Source organism: Calothrix sp. CBUCES-K 9914 (assembly GCF_059640475.1).
In genome coordinates, this window is record NZ_JBXXZH010000221.1 from 1 (window position 1) to 15,868 (window position 15,868).

Consider the following 15,868-nt stretch of genomic DNA (forward strand, 5'->3'; position numbering starts at 1 on the left):
AACTGGTTCGTCAAAAAAGCATTCCCATCCCCAGAGCGGAAACAGCAACGCTACCAAACTCGCTGTGTAGGCTGTCACACTTCCTAAAGCAATGAGAGTATTCATGTTAGGCGCCCCTCGACGAATACCCAACCAGCCATCAAATATAATTGGACGACCAGGAATAAGCAGCGTCAGCGTCGCTAACCCACAGTGAAACCAAATATTATCTAGCTCTGGTACATGTGCATTAAAAATGTTACTAAAATGCCCTAAGCTTGAAAGCAGCAGCAAAAATCCAGCTATAAATAAATTTTTGGCTTGCGAACGCATTTCTTGACGTTGAATCGAAGCAGTATCTTCATACTGTGCATTTGATTCGCTTGGATAGTTACGTATGGGACGCGGTTGAGATGGAAAACCTGCTGCCGTCAAATGCTTTGCTAGTGCATCCGCATCAACTCCATCACTTGACTCAACTACAGCAACCGAGGTAGCTAAGTTGACGCTATTACTAACAATCCCTGGATATTGATTTAAAGTCCGCTCAACAGCACGAACACAGCCAGCGCACTTCATACCCCCAACATCGAGGGTTATCTTTTTTGGGGGTTGGGTAATTTGGGTATTTTCTTTGGGTAAAGCAGTCTTTGAGACAAGTTGCATGGAAATTGTTGGATTTGCTACAAATTTAGGCGCCATTACAAGCATCCCTTATTTGAGCGTAAGCCATATCCACGCCTTTGACATATTGTCAAACAAATTAACTTTTCTTTAAATTCTTCGACTCTTGCGCTGATATGTAAAATAGGCAATAGCTCCTAGTTGAAATGGAAGCAAAGCAATCTGGCTTTTCCAAAAGTCATCTACTTGTAGATTAGATATTGCCCCAAAGTAACCCAATCCGATAAGTAAGCATGGTAGCAAAAATAACTTGCTTTTTTTGAGTTTTTGCATAAAGTAAGCCGGCTAGTAGAAACTTAAAATATAACGTATCTACTATAGCACTCGTTAAAATTAATAAGTTTTAGGCAATATGGCGATAAGTATTTAGAGGTAAACCTGTACGCATTTTAACTTCAACTAGTGATTTGTAATCTCCTTTACGTTCTCTTTCAATAACAATTTTCTCTGCAATAGCCGCATCTAAACCGCAAGCAATTAGTTGATGAGTTGTATATGCGTTTAATCTTCTCCAAGATGAATCCGCTTCTTTTTTATAGTTGTAGCTAAACATGATCAGAGGTGAAATTTTTACTACATAATTTTCAGGAATACCTGCAATTTCATGTAATTCTTCAACATGAGTAAAAATATAACCTTCACCGAGCAACAACTCAATGTTATTTGCAACTGAGGTACATATAAAATTAGTAAATTTTTTGTGGGTGGGCATCTTTGCCCGCCATTGTGTACTTCATTATAACGGGAAACGCTATAATGTTTTTTAAGAATATAAATATATTACAATAGTAAATATGATTTTTATTGAAACTATAATTATTCATATTTGTATACATTTATTAGTATAAATATTTAAAAAGTGCCGTAATAACAGCACTTTTTTGAAATTATGGTAGAAATATTGCAATAAAATCTTTTATGCTAATTCTAGAACCAACCTTGTTTTTGAGCAAAGTATGTATCAACGAATTCTTCGTGACTTTTATTTAAATAAATCATGCCTTCGACTAATCCAACAAGCTGCATAACTAGAAATGGTATACCGTAAGCAAAAATTGCACCAAGTATAGAAATAACCAGCATAATTGAACCTTCAGCGGAATAACCCAAAATAAATTTATGGATTCCTAATCCACCAAAAATAATACCGCAATAACCGGATAAGAGTTGTTTCGTAGCGTGACTGGGGGTAAGGTTTGCCATTTTATTGCGCTGCTCCGTAGAAATATAAATAAAGCTTGATTGGTTTTAATACAATACAAAAATCCTAATAAATTTGACCATAAAGTCTATGTGAACGTAAATATAAATTACGCTCTTAGTACAGCCAAATAACTGATTGAATTTACTAGGAAATTGCTATCAACAAATATCGAGTAAGCAGGTGAAAAATATAACGTAAGAATAACTAGTAGCCAACATTTACTGAATAACTGTAAAGAAGAGCAGTTTTTTCCACTGCTTGCTTACAGCTAAACTTAAACAGCTAGCTTTCTTTCTTCGAGTTGACTTTTTTCGTGCCTACCTACTTAAATTAAGTAGAAACACTTCTATAAAACTGATAGCCGTTTTTAGGGCGCCTAAACACAATGAAAAACGCTCCTTTATGTATCTATAGGGAACCTAGTCGCACGCTACTAGCTTGCAACTATCAGGTTTTTATGTTTGTAGGATTTAATTTGAAAATAAATCAGACTGTAGCAGCTTTGTCTAAGTGCGAATCAGAGTTTTTTAGCTCAAAAGTAAGCCAAAACTCAAATTCTTCAAAACTGCTACTATATATTACTTTCTACAACCTATCAGCTTTATTTCCGGACTTTTCTCACTTGCTACTACCAGAATACTAGCTTAGACTTTCTCAGCTTTAAAATTGTTCCGGAATTCTAAAACGAAGTCCAAAACAAAATATACACCGATTTTACCACGCTAAATCACCAGTATAAAAACTGCAATCGAGGTTTTTAATTTACTTGTTCGGAATATCAGCCTAATTATATTTAGTAGTATGTCAGTACTTTTGAAGCACTAACATGATACTACCATTATAGTAAATGAATTGTTAACTACCAAGGGATATATTTAAGGTATTTTTCGGGATTGATTAGTAATTAACTTAACAATGGTCTTGACTCACATACATAATTTGCTGTTATTTTTTATTGTTGAGATATATTAATGCATAAGTTCCTGAATTAGTCAAGGGCTAGAGGGATAATTAAGGACGATTACTGCTGCCAAGAACGAATAAAGTTAGGAGTGTACCACTGTTCCAAAGGCTATGTAGCAGTATTGGCGCCAAAAGATTTCGTGAGCGGGTGTACACAACTCCTAAAATGATCCCCAAAGATGTCAAAGGTAAAATTTCGGACAAGCTGAGGTGAGCAGCAGCAAAAATAAAGCTGCTAGTAAAAATAGATACCCACACAGGCATATAACGAGTAAGAGATGGGAGTAAAAAACCACGGAACAAAAATTCCTCGAATAGCGGAGCAGCTATTGCAGCAGTTGTAAAAAATATACCTAGCGCAACAGAGTCCTGAGCTTCGAGAGCAAGCTGCAATAAAGGATTACTTCCACCTTGACCTTGCCAAATTTGTTGATTGATTAATGACACGAACAAAACGATGGGTATAGCTACACAATAGCCACCTAATCCCCATAATATCCACTTACCACCTAAGCGAAAGCGAAACCAATCGTCACTGAGCGGTAAAAAACGTTTGATAGAGAAATATAAAACTGATAATGCACCAGCAGCGACAAAAAGATAGCTGACTAAAACGTATACAGCTTGCAACCGAATATTACCAGTAGGACGAGGAAGAGGTAACGAAGACAAAACAAGGGGGACTACAAGCTGTCCCATCAAGAAAAAGCCACCGACAAAAACTTGTACAATTGTCTCTACATCCCAAGGAGTTGACCAAGCTAGTTCGTTATTCCCTGCTAATATCGAAGCTTTTCCTTTCAGCAAGCGTTGACCTAACAAAATCAGGAGTGTAATCAAACCTAGTAAACCTGCTAAGTTTGGAACTACACCAACAATCGTTAACTTGAGTAAAGCTTGTTCTGCTTCTTGTTGCTGTGATGCTTCGAGAGTTTTGAGTGCATCAGTACGGTCAGTCAGTTTATATAGTTTTGATAGTGCGTGGGTTCTAAACCATCCATTTAGCTGACTAGTAATCAATTCTTGAGCATCGGGCAACACAGTTACGGGATTACCCCATAATCCTGATAACACCCGCGCGGTTTTACTCATGTCGGGATAGACTAGTTGACGCTGCTCTACTTGCTCCCAGGTTTTAAGTGCTTGCTCGGTTTTTGAAAGTTCTGCTTGTAAGACTCCCAAACGCAGTTCAAGTTCTGTTAGCGTTTTTTGCTGTTCGTCAAGGGATTTTAATAAAAGTTTTAAGTTTACCTGGCTTTTATTATCTACTAGGCTTGATTGAGTGCTTTGTTGACTCAACTTTTCAATGCGCTGTTTTGTTTTTTCTATAGCTTTCTTGGCACTGGAGCGTGCTTCTGCGTATTGTTGTGCTGCGCTTTCAGTTGGGTTGGCGCCTAAAATCGCGTTTTGCGCTTCTTGATAATTTTTCCCATCTTGCTTCCAGTCTGCTGCCTGCAAAACTATATCGGTTTGATAGAGTTCTAAGCGACTTTGATATTGAGATTCTTGGAGACTTTCATATAATGCTGACCCTGATAACAGGATTGTTCCTACTGTTAATATAATTAATATCAATCGCTTAAATGTCATTACTGTTCCTCAAACAAACCTTATCCATGTATCCTACTAAATCGAATTATCTCTTAATATAGTGCGGCTGGCGCCTATCAATATGAATAGACATTTATGTGACTAAGAAAATACGGTATATTTATTTACCACAGAGACATAGAGAACAACAGAGAGTTGATAGTAGGGTGCGTCAAAGCTATTAGGGTCTTCAATAAAACGAAAATCATGTGCTTTGACGCACCAGCGATGGATGGTGCGTGACGCTACAAGTCTCTTCATATTGAGTGGAATTTCCCGTAGCGTCACACACCCTACCATGCTGTAACGTCAGTTGCCAACCAACCAAAACTTTTGACATGAACTAGTAGTGTGTTTATTGCCTGCTAAGATAATGAGAGGTTTGAGATTTATGGCTAAAAATGCTTCCAACTGCTGCGATTATTGTACTTAGCCAAAATAGTGTTTCACTTGGGCGCCTTCTAGCAAGTGCTTTACCGAATGCTGATATTTATGGTTTAGCGGAGCGCACTACAGGTGTAGATGTAAGTTTTACTAATTTTGGGGAGACACTACGGGAATTATTCGCTAGTGGAAGACCGATAGTTGGGATTTGCGCGGCTGGGATTTTGATTCGCTCGATTGCTCCGATTATCTCAGACAAACGCACGGAACCGCCAGTTTTAGCTGTAGCTGAAGATGGTAGTGCCGTTGTACCTTTGTTAGGGGGACTTCAAGGTGTTAATGATTTGGCTAGACTTGTTGCAGGTGTGCTTGAGGTGAAACCAGCAATTACGACGACAGGAGATATTCGCTTTCGCACGGCGTTATTAGCTCCCCCACCAGGATATCATTTGGCAAATCCAGAAAATGCGAAGGGGTTTATCTCGGATTTACTCGCAGGCGCCACGGTAAAGTTGGAAAGTAAGCTCGAAGACAAAACTAAGGAAAATCTAAATTGGTTGGTCAATAGTAAACTACCTTTTGATGCAAATGGAGATTTAGAGATTCGGGTGACGGAATATGAAACTGATTACAGTCCAGACTGTTTGGTTTATCATCCTGCGACTTTAGCTATCGGTATAAGTACTGCTGGTAACGTCAATAAAGAAGATGCGGTAGTTTTGGTTCGGCAGTTGCTTGCTTCTTCTGGACTTGCTGTCTCATCGGTAGCAGGGATATTTGCTCTGGATGAAGAAGCTGCTGAACCTGCAATTAATGAAATTGCGCGCGTTTTAAATGTACCGCTTCGCCTTTTAAATTTAAACGATATAGTCAGGGATCAAGGTAAAAAAATAGAGTCTCAAGCTAAAATTGTTGAGTTACTAGCGCTTTATGCAGCAGGGTCATCTGCTAAATTACTTGTGCAACCATCGATTTCCTTACCTATTGCTATCGCTTCCTCTTCGTCCATAATTGATACTGAGAACATCGGAAACAAGAGAGGAAAGTTATTTATAGTTGGAACTGGACCAGGCTCAGAGCATTGGATGTCTCCTGAAGTCAAACAAATACTCAATCAAGCTACCGATTTAGTTGGTTACAGTTTTTACTTAGATTTAGCTGGCGCCTTACGTTCTGGACAAAGGCGCCATGAGTTTGATAATCGTGAAGAATTAGCGCGAGCAAAGATGGCTTTAGATTTAGCAGCATCCGGGTGTACTGTAGCTGTAGTCTCATCAGGAGACCCAGGTATTTACGCGATGGCAGCAGCAGTATTTGAGATGCTCGACTCTAACCCGTTACCCCAATGGCAGCGTGTACAAATTCAAGTTGCTCCAGGTATATCAGCTTTACAAGCAGCTGCGGCAAAAATTGGGGCGCCAATTGGGCATGATTTTTGTGCTATTTCTTTATCTGATATCCTCAAACCTTGGTCAATTATCGAGCGACGTATTACTGCTGCTGCGGAAGCTGATATGGTAATAGCTTTTTATAACCCAGCGTCAAAACAGCGCACTTGGCAACTAGCATCAGCGCGCGAAATTCTATTAAAATATCGTTTACCCCAAACTCCTGTAATACTTGCTCGTAATCTTGGCAGAGTCGGTGAGTCAGTGACAGTTAGGACGCTGGAAGAATTATTACCTGAAGAAGTCGATATGCGAACTCTCGTGTTGGTAGGTTCAAGCAAAACACGGGCAATAAAACATCAAGCAGGTGTTTGGGTTTACACACCGCGCGAGTATCGAGATTAAAAGCGCAACTTTAATATGGTATTGAAATATGAACCCAGCTATATCCGAAAATCACATTAAAGCTTTAAAGCTAATTATCCCGACGTTTGAACAACATGATATTACATATCGAATTACAGGAGGTTTAGCGGGTAATCTTTACGGTTCGCAATGGGAGCTACATGATATAGATATTGAGGTAGCGCAAAAAGATATCGAAAGAGTTGCGGAATTATTTCGCGAATATATAGCGATTGATTTGATGCGTCTCGTTGACGACGAATTTGATTTGTTCATGATGACTCTAGTAATTTATGGAGTTGATATTGAAATCAATCAAGCCGAAGATGCTTTTATATATCACCAAGATACACATGTTCGTTTAGATGATGATTTGTCTAACTTTAATATCATTTTTTATGAAGGCTTAAAGCTCAATGTTAAAAAATTAGAAAAAATTATCGAATATAAGCAATTATTGGGGCGCCACAATGATGTTGTTGATTTAATAGGGTTAACTTGAAAGTAATTATTTTGGTTGCGATTAAGTGATACATGTTATAGAATAGTAGCTTTGCACAAAAGCTGTGGAAAAAATGAAAATATTTATAGTTCATGCTCATCCAGAAGCACAAAGTTTTAATAGCGCATTAACTCGACATGCAAAAGCTTTATTAGAGCAAACAGGTAATGAAGTAATTATCTCTGATTTGTATGCAATGAACTTTGACCCAATATCTGACCGTAGTAATTTTACTTCGCAAAAAGATACAAAATACTTTCAACAGCAAAATGAAGAGCGTTACGCAACGGAAATTGATGGTTTCTCGGAAGACATTAAAGCTGAAATGGAAAAGCTCTTTTGGTGCGATGTCTTGATATTCCAGTTTCCGCTGTGGTGGTTTGGACTTCCTCCTATTTTAAAAGGATGGGTAGATAGAGTCTTTGCCGCAGGAAAAATTTACGGTGGTGTCAAATGGTATGACAATGGAGTTTTCCAACACAAAAAGGCAATGTTGTCACTCACTACTGGTGGCAAGTTACCGATGTTTACTGAAGTGGGTATTAATGGATATATTAACAGCATTCTTTATCCTATTAATCATGGAATTCTCAGGTTTGTAGGGTTTGATGTTTTGCCTCCTTTTATTGCTTTTGGTGCCAGTCAAGTTAATGATGAGCGACGTAAAGGTTATTTTAGAGAGTATGAGGAAAGATTATTGAATATAAATGAAACTTTGCCTATTGTTTATCCTTCACTTGCTGATTTTGATGAAAACTTTCAATTGAAAAGTATGTAGGTTAGGTGCAATAAATTATGGAAGGTAAATTAATTGTTTTTGAGGGGGTAGAAGGATGTGGTAAAACTACCCAAATTTTGTTGACGAGTGAATGGTTGAAAAGTTTGGGTATTCCTGTTGTTGTTACCCGCGAACCTGGGGGAACTAACTTAGGTGTACATTTACGAAGATTACTGCTCGAAGCTAACAGTGACCCCATTGCTAACCGTACTGAATTACTATTATATGCTGCTGACCGCGCGCAACACGTGGAGCAAGAACTAAAACCAAATATTGTAGCGGGAAAATATGTACTGTGCGACCGCTTTATTTATTCGACTATTGCATACCAAGGTTATGGTCGTGCTTTAGATATGGATTTGATTAACCAATTAAATACAATTGCTACTGCTGGTTTAGAATCAGATTTGGTACTTTGGTTTGACTTGGACGCTGAAACTGGACTCGCACGTAAACGCAGTAGCGGCGAAGTAGCTGATAGAATTGAACAAGAAAAATTGGACTTTCATCATCGTGTCCAACAAGGGTATACAACTCTCGCTACCACATACCCCGAAAAAATTGCTAGAATCAATGCAAATCAGAACAAAAAAACTATACAACGTCAGATTCAACAAATTTGCGTTGAACGTTTTCACAATTTATCTCTTATCAAAAAATCTATCCAATGACAGATGACGGATTTTTTGCACCTCTCATCGGACAACAGCAGGCAGTAAAGTTACTTACACAAGCGGTTGTCAAAAATAGAATTGCTCCAGCATATCTATTTGCAGGCGCCGATGGAGTGGGAAGGAGTTTAGCGGCACGTTGTTTCGTCGAGTTATTATTTTCCAATAACTTATCTAATGGCTCAACAAATCAAAAGCGTTTACAGCAAGGTAATCATCCCGATGTACTTTGGGTACAGCCAACGTACCAATATCAAGGACAACGGTTGACCCCTGCTGAAGCAGCGGAAAAAAAACTTAAACGCAAGGCGCCACCCGTTATTCGTCTGGAGCAAGTCCGTGAAATTACTGTATTTCTGAGTCGTCCACCAATGATGGCGCCTAGAAGTGCAGTAATAATTGAACAAGCCGAAACAATGGCAGAATCTGCCGCAAACGCTTTACTCAAAACTCTTGAAGAACCAGGAAAAGCAACGTTAATTTTGATGGCGCCATCAGTTGATGCCATACTACCAACTATCGTATCGCGATGTCAGCGAATACCATTTTATCGCCTCGAAACATCCGCAATGGCAGAGGTATTAACTTTAACAGGTCATCAAGAAATATTGCAGCATCCAGCAATCATGAATATAGCAGCTGGAAGTCCAGGGGAAGCAATAGAATCTTACCAAAAAATGCAGGCTATTAATTCAGACTTATTAAAAGCAGTTACCAAAACACCCGCAAACTTACGTGACTGCTTAGAATTAGCCAAACAAATCGATAAAGAATTAGATACTGAAGCTCAATTATGGCTTGTTGACTATCTCCAACAATCATACTGGCAACAGCGATATGAACCCAATATCATTAAGCAGCTTGAACAAACTAGAAAAAATTTGCTTTGTTACGCTCAACCACGTTTAGTTTGGGAATGTACTTTTTTAAAAGTGCTGAGTGCTGAGTAGAGACGCGAGGAACCGGAGCGTCTGTACGAGTTATCTATATGTATATACTTTGCGTTTTTTCTTTTTTGGTTTTTGGATTGGACGCATAGCTTCGCGCCCCAATACAAACATACCTGCTACACCAACATTAACAAACCAAATATATTCGTACCAATACCTTGCTACTTGCTCAATTGGTTTTAACTCTGGGTGAAGTGTATACAAATACAACAGTAGAACTATAACCATTAGTGCGCTAAAGCCGACGAAACTTAAACCAACCTTAATCCTCGCTGGTCGAAGTTCCCAGTCTGATATTTGTTCAACATCAATTTCTGCTAACTTATTTAAAGTATCATCTGCTACAGTATTTGCAGCTTCAAGGCGCCTGCTAACATTTGCGGGTAAGATAGGAACGATAGCAGCAACAGTTGGACGACGCAGTAAAGCTTCAGTGTCTCGAAGTATCTCTAAAGATTTACGAGGTATAGGTTCGGCAAATTCCAAACTTTCCGTAGCGGTTTGAGCGGTGTTTTGGGACTCGATCTCCATGAATTTAAACTACAAAGAATCATTATTCTAGTTTTAACGCACGGAAAGAAGAATATTAGAATTTTGGATTTTCCCTACCCTTCGGGATATCCTTCGGATAACGGGACATGAATAGATTTTGAATTTTAGATTTAATCCAAAATCTAAAATCTAAAATCTAAAATCTAAAATTAAGCAGCTTTTTGTAACTCTTCTAAACGAGCAAGAACTTCTTGACTGTGAATATTTGGATTAACCTTAACAAAGGTTTCACGTAGTATTCCTTCAGGGTCAATAATAAAACTGTGACGCATCGATATAAAACTCATCCATGAACCGTAGGCTTTACTTACAGCACCAGTCGTATCAGCGAGTAAGGAAAATTTTAAACCTTCCGAGTCGCAAAACTCAGCGTGTGAGTCTATATCATCTGCACTTACACCAATAATTTCAGCATTTTTTGCAGTGTACTTGGGCAAGTCTTGTTGAAATCGACGCGCTTCAATCGTACATCCCGATGTAAAATCTTTTGGATAGAAATAAAGTACTACCCACTTCCCACGTAAGTCTCCTAGCCCTATCGTTCCATTACCTGTGTTAGTTGGTAATGTAAAATCGGGTGCAGGTTTATTGATTTCGGGTAATTTACCACCTAGTGCATGGGCAACTGGCGCCAAATTAAACACAGACAAGAAAGTCAAACAGCCAACCAGCAGTATACTCAGTAAATGGCGACGAGAAATCATTTATACAAACCAAAATCACATCTTCATATAAGTTTACAATAAAGTGGTGAGTAGTTTAATTTGTTACTCAGCACTCAGCACTTATAACTTAACTGATTCAATATATTGACTATCGATAAGAAAAGTTCCGCGCGTGAAACGTATACCCCAATATCCACCTGGACGGCGGTCAATTACGATACCTTCCTCACCAAGCTGAATAATATCGGGAGGGCGTAGCATTGGCATTGTATCAGCAGTTTTAACATATGGCGGCAATGCAACAACTCGAACAAGACTACCAACAATAAATTCTTTAGACATTATCTGTATGTGGGGCACCTCGACCCATAGTCATAAATATCTACCAAAATAGCAGCTTTCCTCACCCAAAAATATGATTTCCAATCAAAATCAACCCGTCCAAAAATATGAACGGGTTGATTTTGAGTAGTAAATTTGTATAAATTAGACTATCTAGGTTTCGCACCAGAGTTTTGGCGACTTTGGTAGTATTGTTTGATTTGATTCTGTTGTTGGGGTGTTAAAACAGTTTCAAAAATTTGCTTTTGCGAACCAGCAACAATTTGTTGTAGCTGTCTACCTTGGTCTTGTGTTAATTTCAAGTCGCCAGTAATTTGCTGTGGTGAGCGACGCGCTTGCAGCGATTTTTGAAGTTGTTCGCGTTGCTTTGGTGTTAGAACACGCTCAATGTCCTTGCGAACTTGAACGTTAATTTTTTTCACTTGCTCTTGTTGTTGCGCTGTAAGTGTGATTTGCGGTGGTGGAGCAACAGCTGGCTGGTTTTGAGCAGTTTGCTGTGCTGGCTTCGCACTCGCTCCTGTAAAAGGGATTGCTGTCAAGCCAAGAGCAATTGCTCCAGCTAAAATTGGTAAGCTTTTAAATTTCATTTACTGCCTCTTAGATTTCTCCTATTGCTTTCACTATTATAGAAAGCCATTGCTTAAAAACATGTCAGGGAAATCCACTAACATCGGCAATATTGTGAAAATTTTAAATAATTACGCAAAATTTTAAGCTGCGTTTTCAGAATTTTGATGGTTAATAATAAAACTTCCGGTTTCCAGATATTTACTTAGAAACCGGGTTTGGAAGTTTAGCGATTTTGTTGTTGACGATAAGAGCTTCTGTTTTGACGCATTTGCTCAATTTTTTGTTTCTGTTCTGGGGTAAATACTTTTTCCATTTCAGTTTTAGCTGATTCCCGAATTGTCTTGATTTGGGCGCGTTGGTCTTCGCTAAGATTCAAAGCTTTAAATCCTCCACGACGAGCTTGACGGTTTTGTTTTGCGGTTTCCCACTGAGTGCGCTGTTCAGGAGTCAGAACTTTTTCGATTTCAGCACGTGTGTTCTTACGAATCTCGCTTAACCGTGCTTTCTGTGCATCCGTCAATCCTAATTCTTGTGCAAATTTGCCACGATTGGGTTTTGCGTCTGTTCCCTGAGCTACAATCTGCGAATGATTTCTGAATGTATCAGCTTTAACAGTAAAAGGGATAGTGGTTAAGCTCAAGGTTATAATTCCAACGAGGAGTGGCAATTTGGATTTCATGTGGTTGTTCTTATGGTTATCGTATTTAATACTGCCATCATAAATAATTTTGTAAAGATGCCATATTTGAAAAAAGTCATGACTTTAACCATGACTATGGTCATGGATCAGGATGTGACGAATTTAACTAGCTTTTGTTGCCGCTTAAATGATAAGTTATTAATTTAGATACACAGAGTTATTATTTAAATCTTTAATACGTAATTAATTGTACTTGAAGGTATGGACAAGATGAATAACTCGATTCAGTTTAAAAATCATCCGTTTCGATTTCTGCTTTATCTGGAGTGGGCACTTTTAACGATTGCTGTCTTTAGTTCACTGGCGCCAACTCCGTGGATAAAAAATTCACAGGATTTTCCTGAACTAACTATTTGCAGTTTAATAATTTTTGGTTTGATGGGATTGTGGTTGCCACAAAAAAATCAATGGAGCAAAATAATTTATACAGCTTTTGAAGTTTGTTTGATTTTAATTACGATACTTTTTGGTGGTCGAACATCACGTTTATTCCCATTCATATATTTGATTTTAGTAACTCGAAGTTGTTTAATTTTTAAATTACCGGGTCGATTAGTTATAACATCATTATCCTTCAGTTTATTTTTATTTACAATTTTTCGTAAGTTTAACAGATTTCCTGTATCACCAGTAGCTCAAGAAAAATTTCGCTTTTTTACGTTAAGTTTTATCGTGTTATTTGCTTTAGCACTGATTTTTGTGTTATTACTAATGAATACAGTTGTGTCAGAGCGGCAAAGTCGTGAAAAGCTAGCGGCAGCAAATCAAAAGTTGAAACAGTATGCTAGCAAAGTTGAACATCAAGCGACCTTAGAAGAACGAAACCGAATCGCGCGGGAAATTCACGATTCATTAGGACATTCATTAACAGCACTTAATTTACAATTAGAAACAGCTTTGAAACTTTCGCAATCAAATCCAACCAAAGCACAAGATTTTCTGGTACGTGCGAAAGAGTTAGGTTCTAAAGCATTGCAAGATGTGCGACAATCAGTGTCAGCATTACGCTTACACCCTTGGCAAAAAGAATCACTTCAACAGGCAGTGGTGATGCTTTTAGAAGATGTCGAACTAGCAACCAGTGTTAAGCCAAAACATATAATTGATATCACAACTCCGCTTTCAAGCGAGCTTAGTATTGCAGTATATAGGATTATTCAAGAGTCTTTAACAAATATTTGTAAATATGCAAACGCAACAAAAGTTGAGTTAGACTTAATCAGCAATCCTTCAAAATTATATTTAAGGATTCAAGATAACGGTATTGGATTTGATATCAATCAACATACAAAAGGTTTTGGTTTACAAAGTATGCGCGAGCGTACCGAAGCTTTGGGAGGTAAGTTTAATATTGAAACTTCTTTAAATAATGGTTGCGAAATACAAGTACTAATCGAGCATGGCTAAACACAGAACCCAGTTTCTTGTAAAATAAACTTGCTCCTTTTACTTTTCCCCTTTATCCATGACTGAATTAGAGCGTTATCTATTTGACTTGCAAGGATTTATAGTTGTTGAAAACGCTTTAAACAGCGACCAAATAGCGATATTAAATTCATCTTTAGACAACAAAAGGAACCTGCAAGAACACACAAACGGTAATTACTACAGATGTGATTGCTTACTAAGTTGGGGTAAACCGTTTCTTGATATCATCGATAATCCTCGTATTACTCCTTATCTTTCTGAATTGCTAGGAGAGTTTCGCTTAGACCATGACTATGTTCATATTATTGGTCAAGGAGTCGGGCCAATTGGTTCGTTGCTTCACGGTGGTGGAAACCCTCATGACCCTTGCCAGTATTACGAGTTTAAACATGGCAAAATGTATAATGGTTTAACAGCAGTTGCTTATGAACTCAATGACGTAAATCAAGGTGATGGTGGTTTTGGTTGTGTTCCAGGTAGTCACAAAAGTAACTATCCTTTCCCCCAAGCATGGGAAAATTTAGCAACTCCCCATAGGTGTGTAAAAACTGTATCGGTAAAAGCTGGGAGTGCAATTATTTTTACTGAAGCTTTGACTCATGGAACTGTACCTTGGCAAGGCAAAAACGAACGTCGAACACTATTTTATAAATATTCTCCTCAATCTACAGCTTGGGCTAGATATTATTATAATGCTGATAATTTCCCTGATTTAAGTCCTTCACAACGCCGTATTCTTAGAATTCCTGGTGTCTCTTTGTAGATGTTTTGTAGGTTGGGTAGAGGCTTTGCGGAACCCAACCTACTCACTTTGTTTGTACATATCGTGCGTGACGCTACTGGTTTATTCGCTTCGTTTGACGGTTGTGGGTAGCGTCACACACCCTACTCACCGTATTGGTGGCTTGTGACTTTGCCTCTGAATACTACGTATTGATAGATGTTGTAGAATAACATGATTGGAATGAGAAAGCCAATAAAAATCAGCATAAACACCAGTGCGCTAGGGTCTGCGGCAGCTTGATATATTGTGATTTGAGTCGGAATGATATATGGAAAAACAACTAAAGCTAACCCAATGAATGTCAAAACGAAAATTAGTATCGTCCATATGAATGGCGCCTTATCTTGTTTTTTCTCTAAGCTGCCAAGTAGTTGCCATATTAACCAAACTCCTAGTACAGGAATTATCGCGAAAACATACACTAGCGGCGCCTCGAATAATTTTGTACGCGCGCTTTGATAAAATACTGGTGTGGAGATTGTAATAAATATGGCTCCAATTAGAGTAGTGTAGGCGGCAATTTTAGCTGTTTTGTAATGGTTGTCCTGTAACTCACCTTCAGTTTTCCAAATCAGATAAGTTGACCCAATTAAGACGTAACCTTGAATCAAAGTCAAAGCGACTAACACAGATTGCCAACTCAAAAAATCCAGAGTAGTTCCAGTAAAGTGACCTGCCTCATCAACTACAATACCCTCAAGAACAGCACCTAATGCAAATCCCTGTCCAAGCGCAGCTAAAAAACTTCCGGTGCCAAAAGCGACGTTCCAAAATAATTTTCGATTTGCGTGTTCGCGAAACTCAAATGCTACTGCACGAAAAATAAACCCAAACAGCATCATGCTCACTGGTATATACAGCGCGTTCAATATTGTCGCGTAGGCAAGTGGAAAGGCGCCGAACAAACTACCTCCCATTAATACGAGCCAAGTTTCGTTGGCATCCCAGATATTACTCAAGCTGGTCATTAAAATACCACGTCGCTCTTCATCAGAAGCTGTAAGTGAGAGTATTCCTACTCCTAGATCAAATCCGTCTAGCATAACGTAGAGGAATAAAAATAAGGCTAATATTCCAAACCAGACTTGCGGTAGAAAGTATTTAAGCGTTTCCATGTTTGTTAACTCCTAACTCGTTCCTGTGCGTGACGCTATTAGATGCGATCACTTCGTTTAAGAATTGTTATAGCGTCACTGCTGTGCTTCTATTGGACGTTCATCGGGTACAAATTCTGCGGGTGTTGTGTCGAGCGCAGGTTGTGATTCGATACCCGGTATTGGCAAATTAAGATTTGGACCTTTACGAATTATTCGACTGCCAAAGTAAAGG

At 38.5% G+C, this 15,868-nt stretch carries 19 protein-coding genes; 7 read left to right on the top strand and 12 right to left on the bottom strand.

Going from position 1 to position 15,868, the window contains the following annotated elements:
- The 6 genes from AC2JBO_RS33975 to AC2JBO_RS34000 all read right to left on the bottom strand — a co-directional run.
- A partial coding sequence (locus AC2JBO_RS33975) for a cation transporter (RefSeq protein WP_496958069.1) occupies nt 1-645 on the bottom strand: 645 nt, incomplete at its 3' end.
- Between the two features lie 108 nt (nt 646-753).
- Nucleotides 754-936: a hypothetical protein gene (locus AC2JBO_RS33980; protein WP_496958051.1), complete on the bottom strand. Its 183-nt coding sequence runs from the start codon at nt 934-936 to the stop codon at nt 754-756.
- 70 nt (nt 937-1,006) lie between these two features.
- Nucleotides 1,007-1,375 carry a ComEA family DNA-binding protein gene (locus tag AC2JBO_RS33985; protein WP_496958052.1) on the bottom strand — a complete coding sequence of 123 codons (369 nt, stop codon included), beginning with the start codon at nt 1,373-1,375 and terminating at the stop codon, nt 1,007-1,009.
- Nucleotides 1,376-1,590: 215 nt separating this feature from the next.
- The gene (locus tag AC2JBO_RS33990; protein ID WP_496958053.1) at nt 1,591-1,866 is read right to left on the bottom strand and encodes a TM2 domain-containing protein; all 276 of its coding nucleotides are present in this window, start codon (nt 1,864-1,866) and stop codon (nt 1,591-1,593) included.
- 1,012 nt (nt 1,867-2,878) lie between these two features.
- Nucleotides 2,879-4,420, bottom strand: coding sequence for a CPBP family glutamic-type intramembrane protease (locus AC2JBO_RS33995; protein WP_496958054.1), 1,542 nt, complete (start codon nt 4,418-4,420; stop codon nt 2,879-2,881).
- Nucleotides 4,421-4,522: 102 nt separating this feature from the next.
- Nucleotides 4,523-4,681, bottom strand: a complete 159-nt coding sequence (locus AC2JBO_RS34000) for a hypothetical protein (protein ID WP_496958055.1) — start codon at nt 4,679-4,681, stop codon at nt 4,523-4,525.
- Nucleotides 4,682-4,821: 140 nt separating this feature from the next.
- On the opposite strand from AC2JBO_RS34000, the gene cobJ reads away from it, so the two are divergent.
- From cobJ to AC2JBO_RS34025, 5 genes are all read left to right on the top strand, one after another.
- Complete coding sequence (gene cobJ / locus AC2JBO_RS34005; RefSeq protein WP_496958056.1) at nt 4,822-6,597, top strand: precorrin-3B C(17)-methyltransferase; 1,776 nt, start codon at nt 4,822-4,824, stop codon at nt 6,595-6,597.
- Nucleotides 6,598-6,625: 28 nt separating this feature from the next.
- Nucleotides 6,626-7,099, top strand: a complete 474-nt coding sequence (locus AC2JBO_RS34010; RefSeq protein WP_496958057.1) for a nucleotidyltransferase domain-containing protein — start codon at nt 6,626-6,628, stop codon at nt 7,097-7,099.
- A gap of 73 nt (nt 7,100-7,172) precedes the next feature.
- Nucleotides 7,173-7,877, top strand: a complete 705-nt coding sequence (locus AC2JBO_RS34015) for an NAD(P)H-dependent oxidoreductase (RefSeq protein ID WP_496958058.1) — start codon at nt 7,173-7,175, stop codon at nt 7,875-7,877.
- A 17-nt stretch (nt 7,878-7,894) separates the two neighbouring features.
- Entirely contained in the window at nt 7,895-8,548 is a 654-nt protein-coding gene (tmk, locus tag AC2JBO_RS34020) for a dTMP kinase (RefSeq protein ID WP_496958059.1), read from the top strand.
- Nucleotides 8,545-9,498, top strand: a complete 954-nt coding sequence (locus tag AC2JBO_RS34025) for a DNA polymerase III subunit delta' (RefSeq protein WP_496958060.1) — start codon at nt 8,545-8,547, stop codon at nt 9,496-9,498. Before tmk ends, AC2JBO_RS34025 begins: the two co-directional genes overlap by 4 nt.
- Nucleotides 9,499-9,528: 30 nt before the next feature.
- On the opposite strand, the gene AC2JBO_RS34030 is transcribed toward AC2JBO_RS34025, so the two are convergent.
- The 5 genes from AC2JBO_RS34030 to AC2JBO_RS34050 form a co-directional block, all read right to left on the bottom strand.
- Nucleotides 9,529-10,029, bottom strand: coding sequence for a hypothetical protein (locus tag AC2JBO_RS34030; protein ID WP_496958061.1), 501 nt, complete (start codon nt 10,027-10,029; stop codon nt 9,529-9,531).
- Between the two features lie 170 nt (nt 10,030-10,199).
- Entirely contained in the window at nt 10,200-10,754 is a 555-nt protein-coding gene (locus AC2JBO_RS34035) for a peroxiredoxin (protein ID WP_496958062.1), read from the bottom strand.
- An 81-nt stretch (nt 10,755-10,835) separates the two neighbouring features.
- Nucleotides 10,836-11,057, bottom strand: coding sequence for a regulatory protein SipA (gene sipA / locus AC2JBO_RS34040; RefSeq protein WP_496958063.1), 222 nt, complete (start codon nt 11,055-11,057; stop codon nt 10,836-10,838).
- 149 nt (nt 11,058-11,206) lie between these two features.
- Complete coding sequence (locus tag AC2JBO_RS34045) at nt 11,207-11,644, bottom strand: hypothetical protein (RefSeq protein ID WP_496958064.1); 438 nt, start codon at nt 11,642-11,644, stop codon at nt 11,207-11,209.
- Nucleotides 11,645-11,850: 206 nt separating this feature from the next.
- Nucleotides 11,851-12,306, bottom strand: a complete 456-nt coding sequence (locus AC2JBO_RS34050; protein ID WP_496958065.1) for a Spy/CpxP family protein refolding chaperone — start codon at nt 12,304-12,306, stop codon at nt 11,851-11,853.
- Nucleotides 12,307-12,537: 231 nt separating this feature from the next.
- Here AC2JBO_RS34050 and AC2JBO_RS34055 point away from each other — a divergent pair, with 231 nt between their 5' ends.
- Both AC2JBO_RS34055 and AC2JBO_RS34060 read left to right on the top strand, forming a co-directional pair.
- The gene (locus tag AC2JBO_RS34055; protein WP_496958066.1) at nt 12,538-13,734 is read left to right on the top strand and encodes a sensor histidine kinase; all 1,197 of its coding nucleotides are present in this window, start codon (nt 12,538-12,540) and stop codon (nt 13,732-13,734) included.
- A gap of 58 nt (nt 13,735-13,792) precedes the next feature.
- The gene (locus AC2JBO_RS34060; RefSeq protein ID WP_496958067.1) at nt 13,793-14,518 is read left to right on the top strand and encodes a phytanoyl-CoA dioxygenase family protein; all 726 of its coding nucleotides are present in this window, start codon (nt 13,793-13,795) and stop codon (nt 14,516-14,518) included.
- Between the two features lie 122 nt (nt 14,519-14,640).
- Here AC2JBO_RS34060 and cydB read toward each other — a convergent pair whose 3' ends face one another.
- Nucleotides 14,641-15,654: a cytochrome d ubiquinol oxidase subunit II gene (cydB, locus tag AC2JBO_RS34065; protein WP_496958068.1), complete on the bottom strand. Its 1,014-nt coding sequence runs from the start codon at nt 15,652-15,654 to the stop codon at nt 14,641-14,643.
- Between the last annotated feature and the right edge of the window lie 214 nt (nt 15,655-15,868).

Bases quoted from the DNA above. Each gene is read 5' to 3' on its own strand.
- AC2JBO_RS33980 (WP_496958051.1), bottom strand. From the start codon at position 936: ATGCAAAAACTCAAAAAAAGCAAGTTATTTTTGCTACCATGCTTACTT.
- AC2JBO_RS33985 (WP_496958052.1), bottom strand. From the start codon at position 1,375: ATGCCCACCCACAAAAAATTTACTAATTTTATATGTACCTCAGTTGCA.
- AC2JBO_RS33990 (WP_496958053.1), bottom strand. From the start codon at position 1,866: ATGGCAAACCTTACCCCCAGTCACGCTACGAAACAACTCTTATCCGGT.
- AC2JBO_RS33995 (WP_496958054.1), bottom strand. From the start codon at position 4,420: ATGACATTTAAGCGATTGATATTAATTATATTAACAGTAGGAACAATC.
- AC2JBO_RS34000 (WP_496958055.1), bottom strand. From the start codon at position 4,681: ATGAAGAGACTTGTAGCGTCACGCACCATCCATCGCTGGTGCGTCAAA.
- cobJ (WP_496958056.1), top strand. From the start codon at position 4,822: ATGCTTCCAACTGCTGCGATTATTGTACTTAGCCAAAATAGTGTTTCA.
- AC2JBO_RS34010 (WP_496958057.1), top strand. From the start codon at position 6,626: ATGAACCCAGCTATATCCGAAAATCACATTAAAGCTTTAAAGCTAATT.
- AC2JBO_RS34015 (WP_496958058.1), top strand. From the start codon at position 7,173: ATGAAAATATTTATAGTTCATGCTCATCCAGAAGCACAAAGTTTTAAT.
- tmk (WP_496958059.1), top strand. From the start codon at position 7,895: ATGGAAGGTAAATTAATTGTTTTTGAGGGGGTAGAAGGATGTGGTAAA.
- AC2JBO_RS34025 (WP_496958060.1), top strand. From the start codon at position 8,545: ATGACAGATGACGGATTTTTTGCACCTCTCATCGGACAACAGCAGGCA.
- AC2JBO_RS34030 (WP_496958061.1), bottom strand. From the start codon at position 10,029: ATGGAGATCGAGTCCCAAAACACCGCTCAAACCGCTACGGAAAGTTTG.
- AC2JBO_RS34035 (WP_496958062.1), bottom strand. From the start codon at position 10,754: ATGATTTCTCGTCGCCATTTACTGAGTATACTGCTGGTTGGCTGTTTG.
- sipA (WP_496958063.1), bottom strand. From the start codon at position 11,057: ATGTCTAAAGAATTTATTGTTGGTAGTCTTGTTCGAGTTGTTGCATTG.
- AC2JBO_RS34045 (WP_496958064.1), bottom strand. From the start codon at position 11,644: ATGAAATTTAAAAGCTTACCAATTTTAGCTGGAGCAATTGCTCTTGGC.
- AC2JBO_RS34050 (WP_496958065.1), bottom strand. From the start codon at position 12,306: ATGAAATCCAAATTGCCACTCCTCGTTGGAATTATAACCTTGAGCTTA.
- AC2JBO_RS34055 (WP_496958066.1), top strand. From the start codon at position 12,538: ATGAATAACTCGATTCAGTTTAAAAATCATCCGTTTCGATTTCTGCTT.
- AC2JBO_RS34060 (WP_496958067.1), top strand. From the start codon at position 13,793: ATGACTGAATTAGAGCGTTATCTATTTGACTTGCAAGGATTTATAGTT.
- cydB (WP_496958068.1), bottom strand. From the start codon at position 15,654: ATGGAAACGCTTAAATACTTTCTACCGCAAGTCTGGTTTGGAATATTA.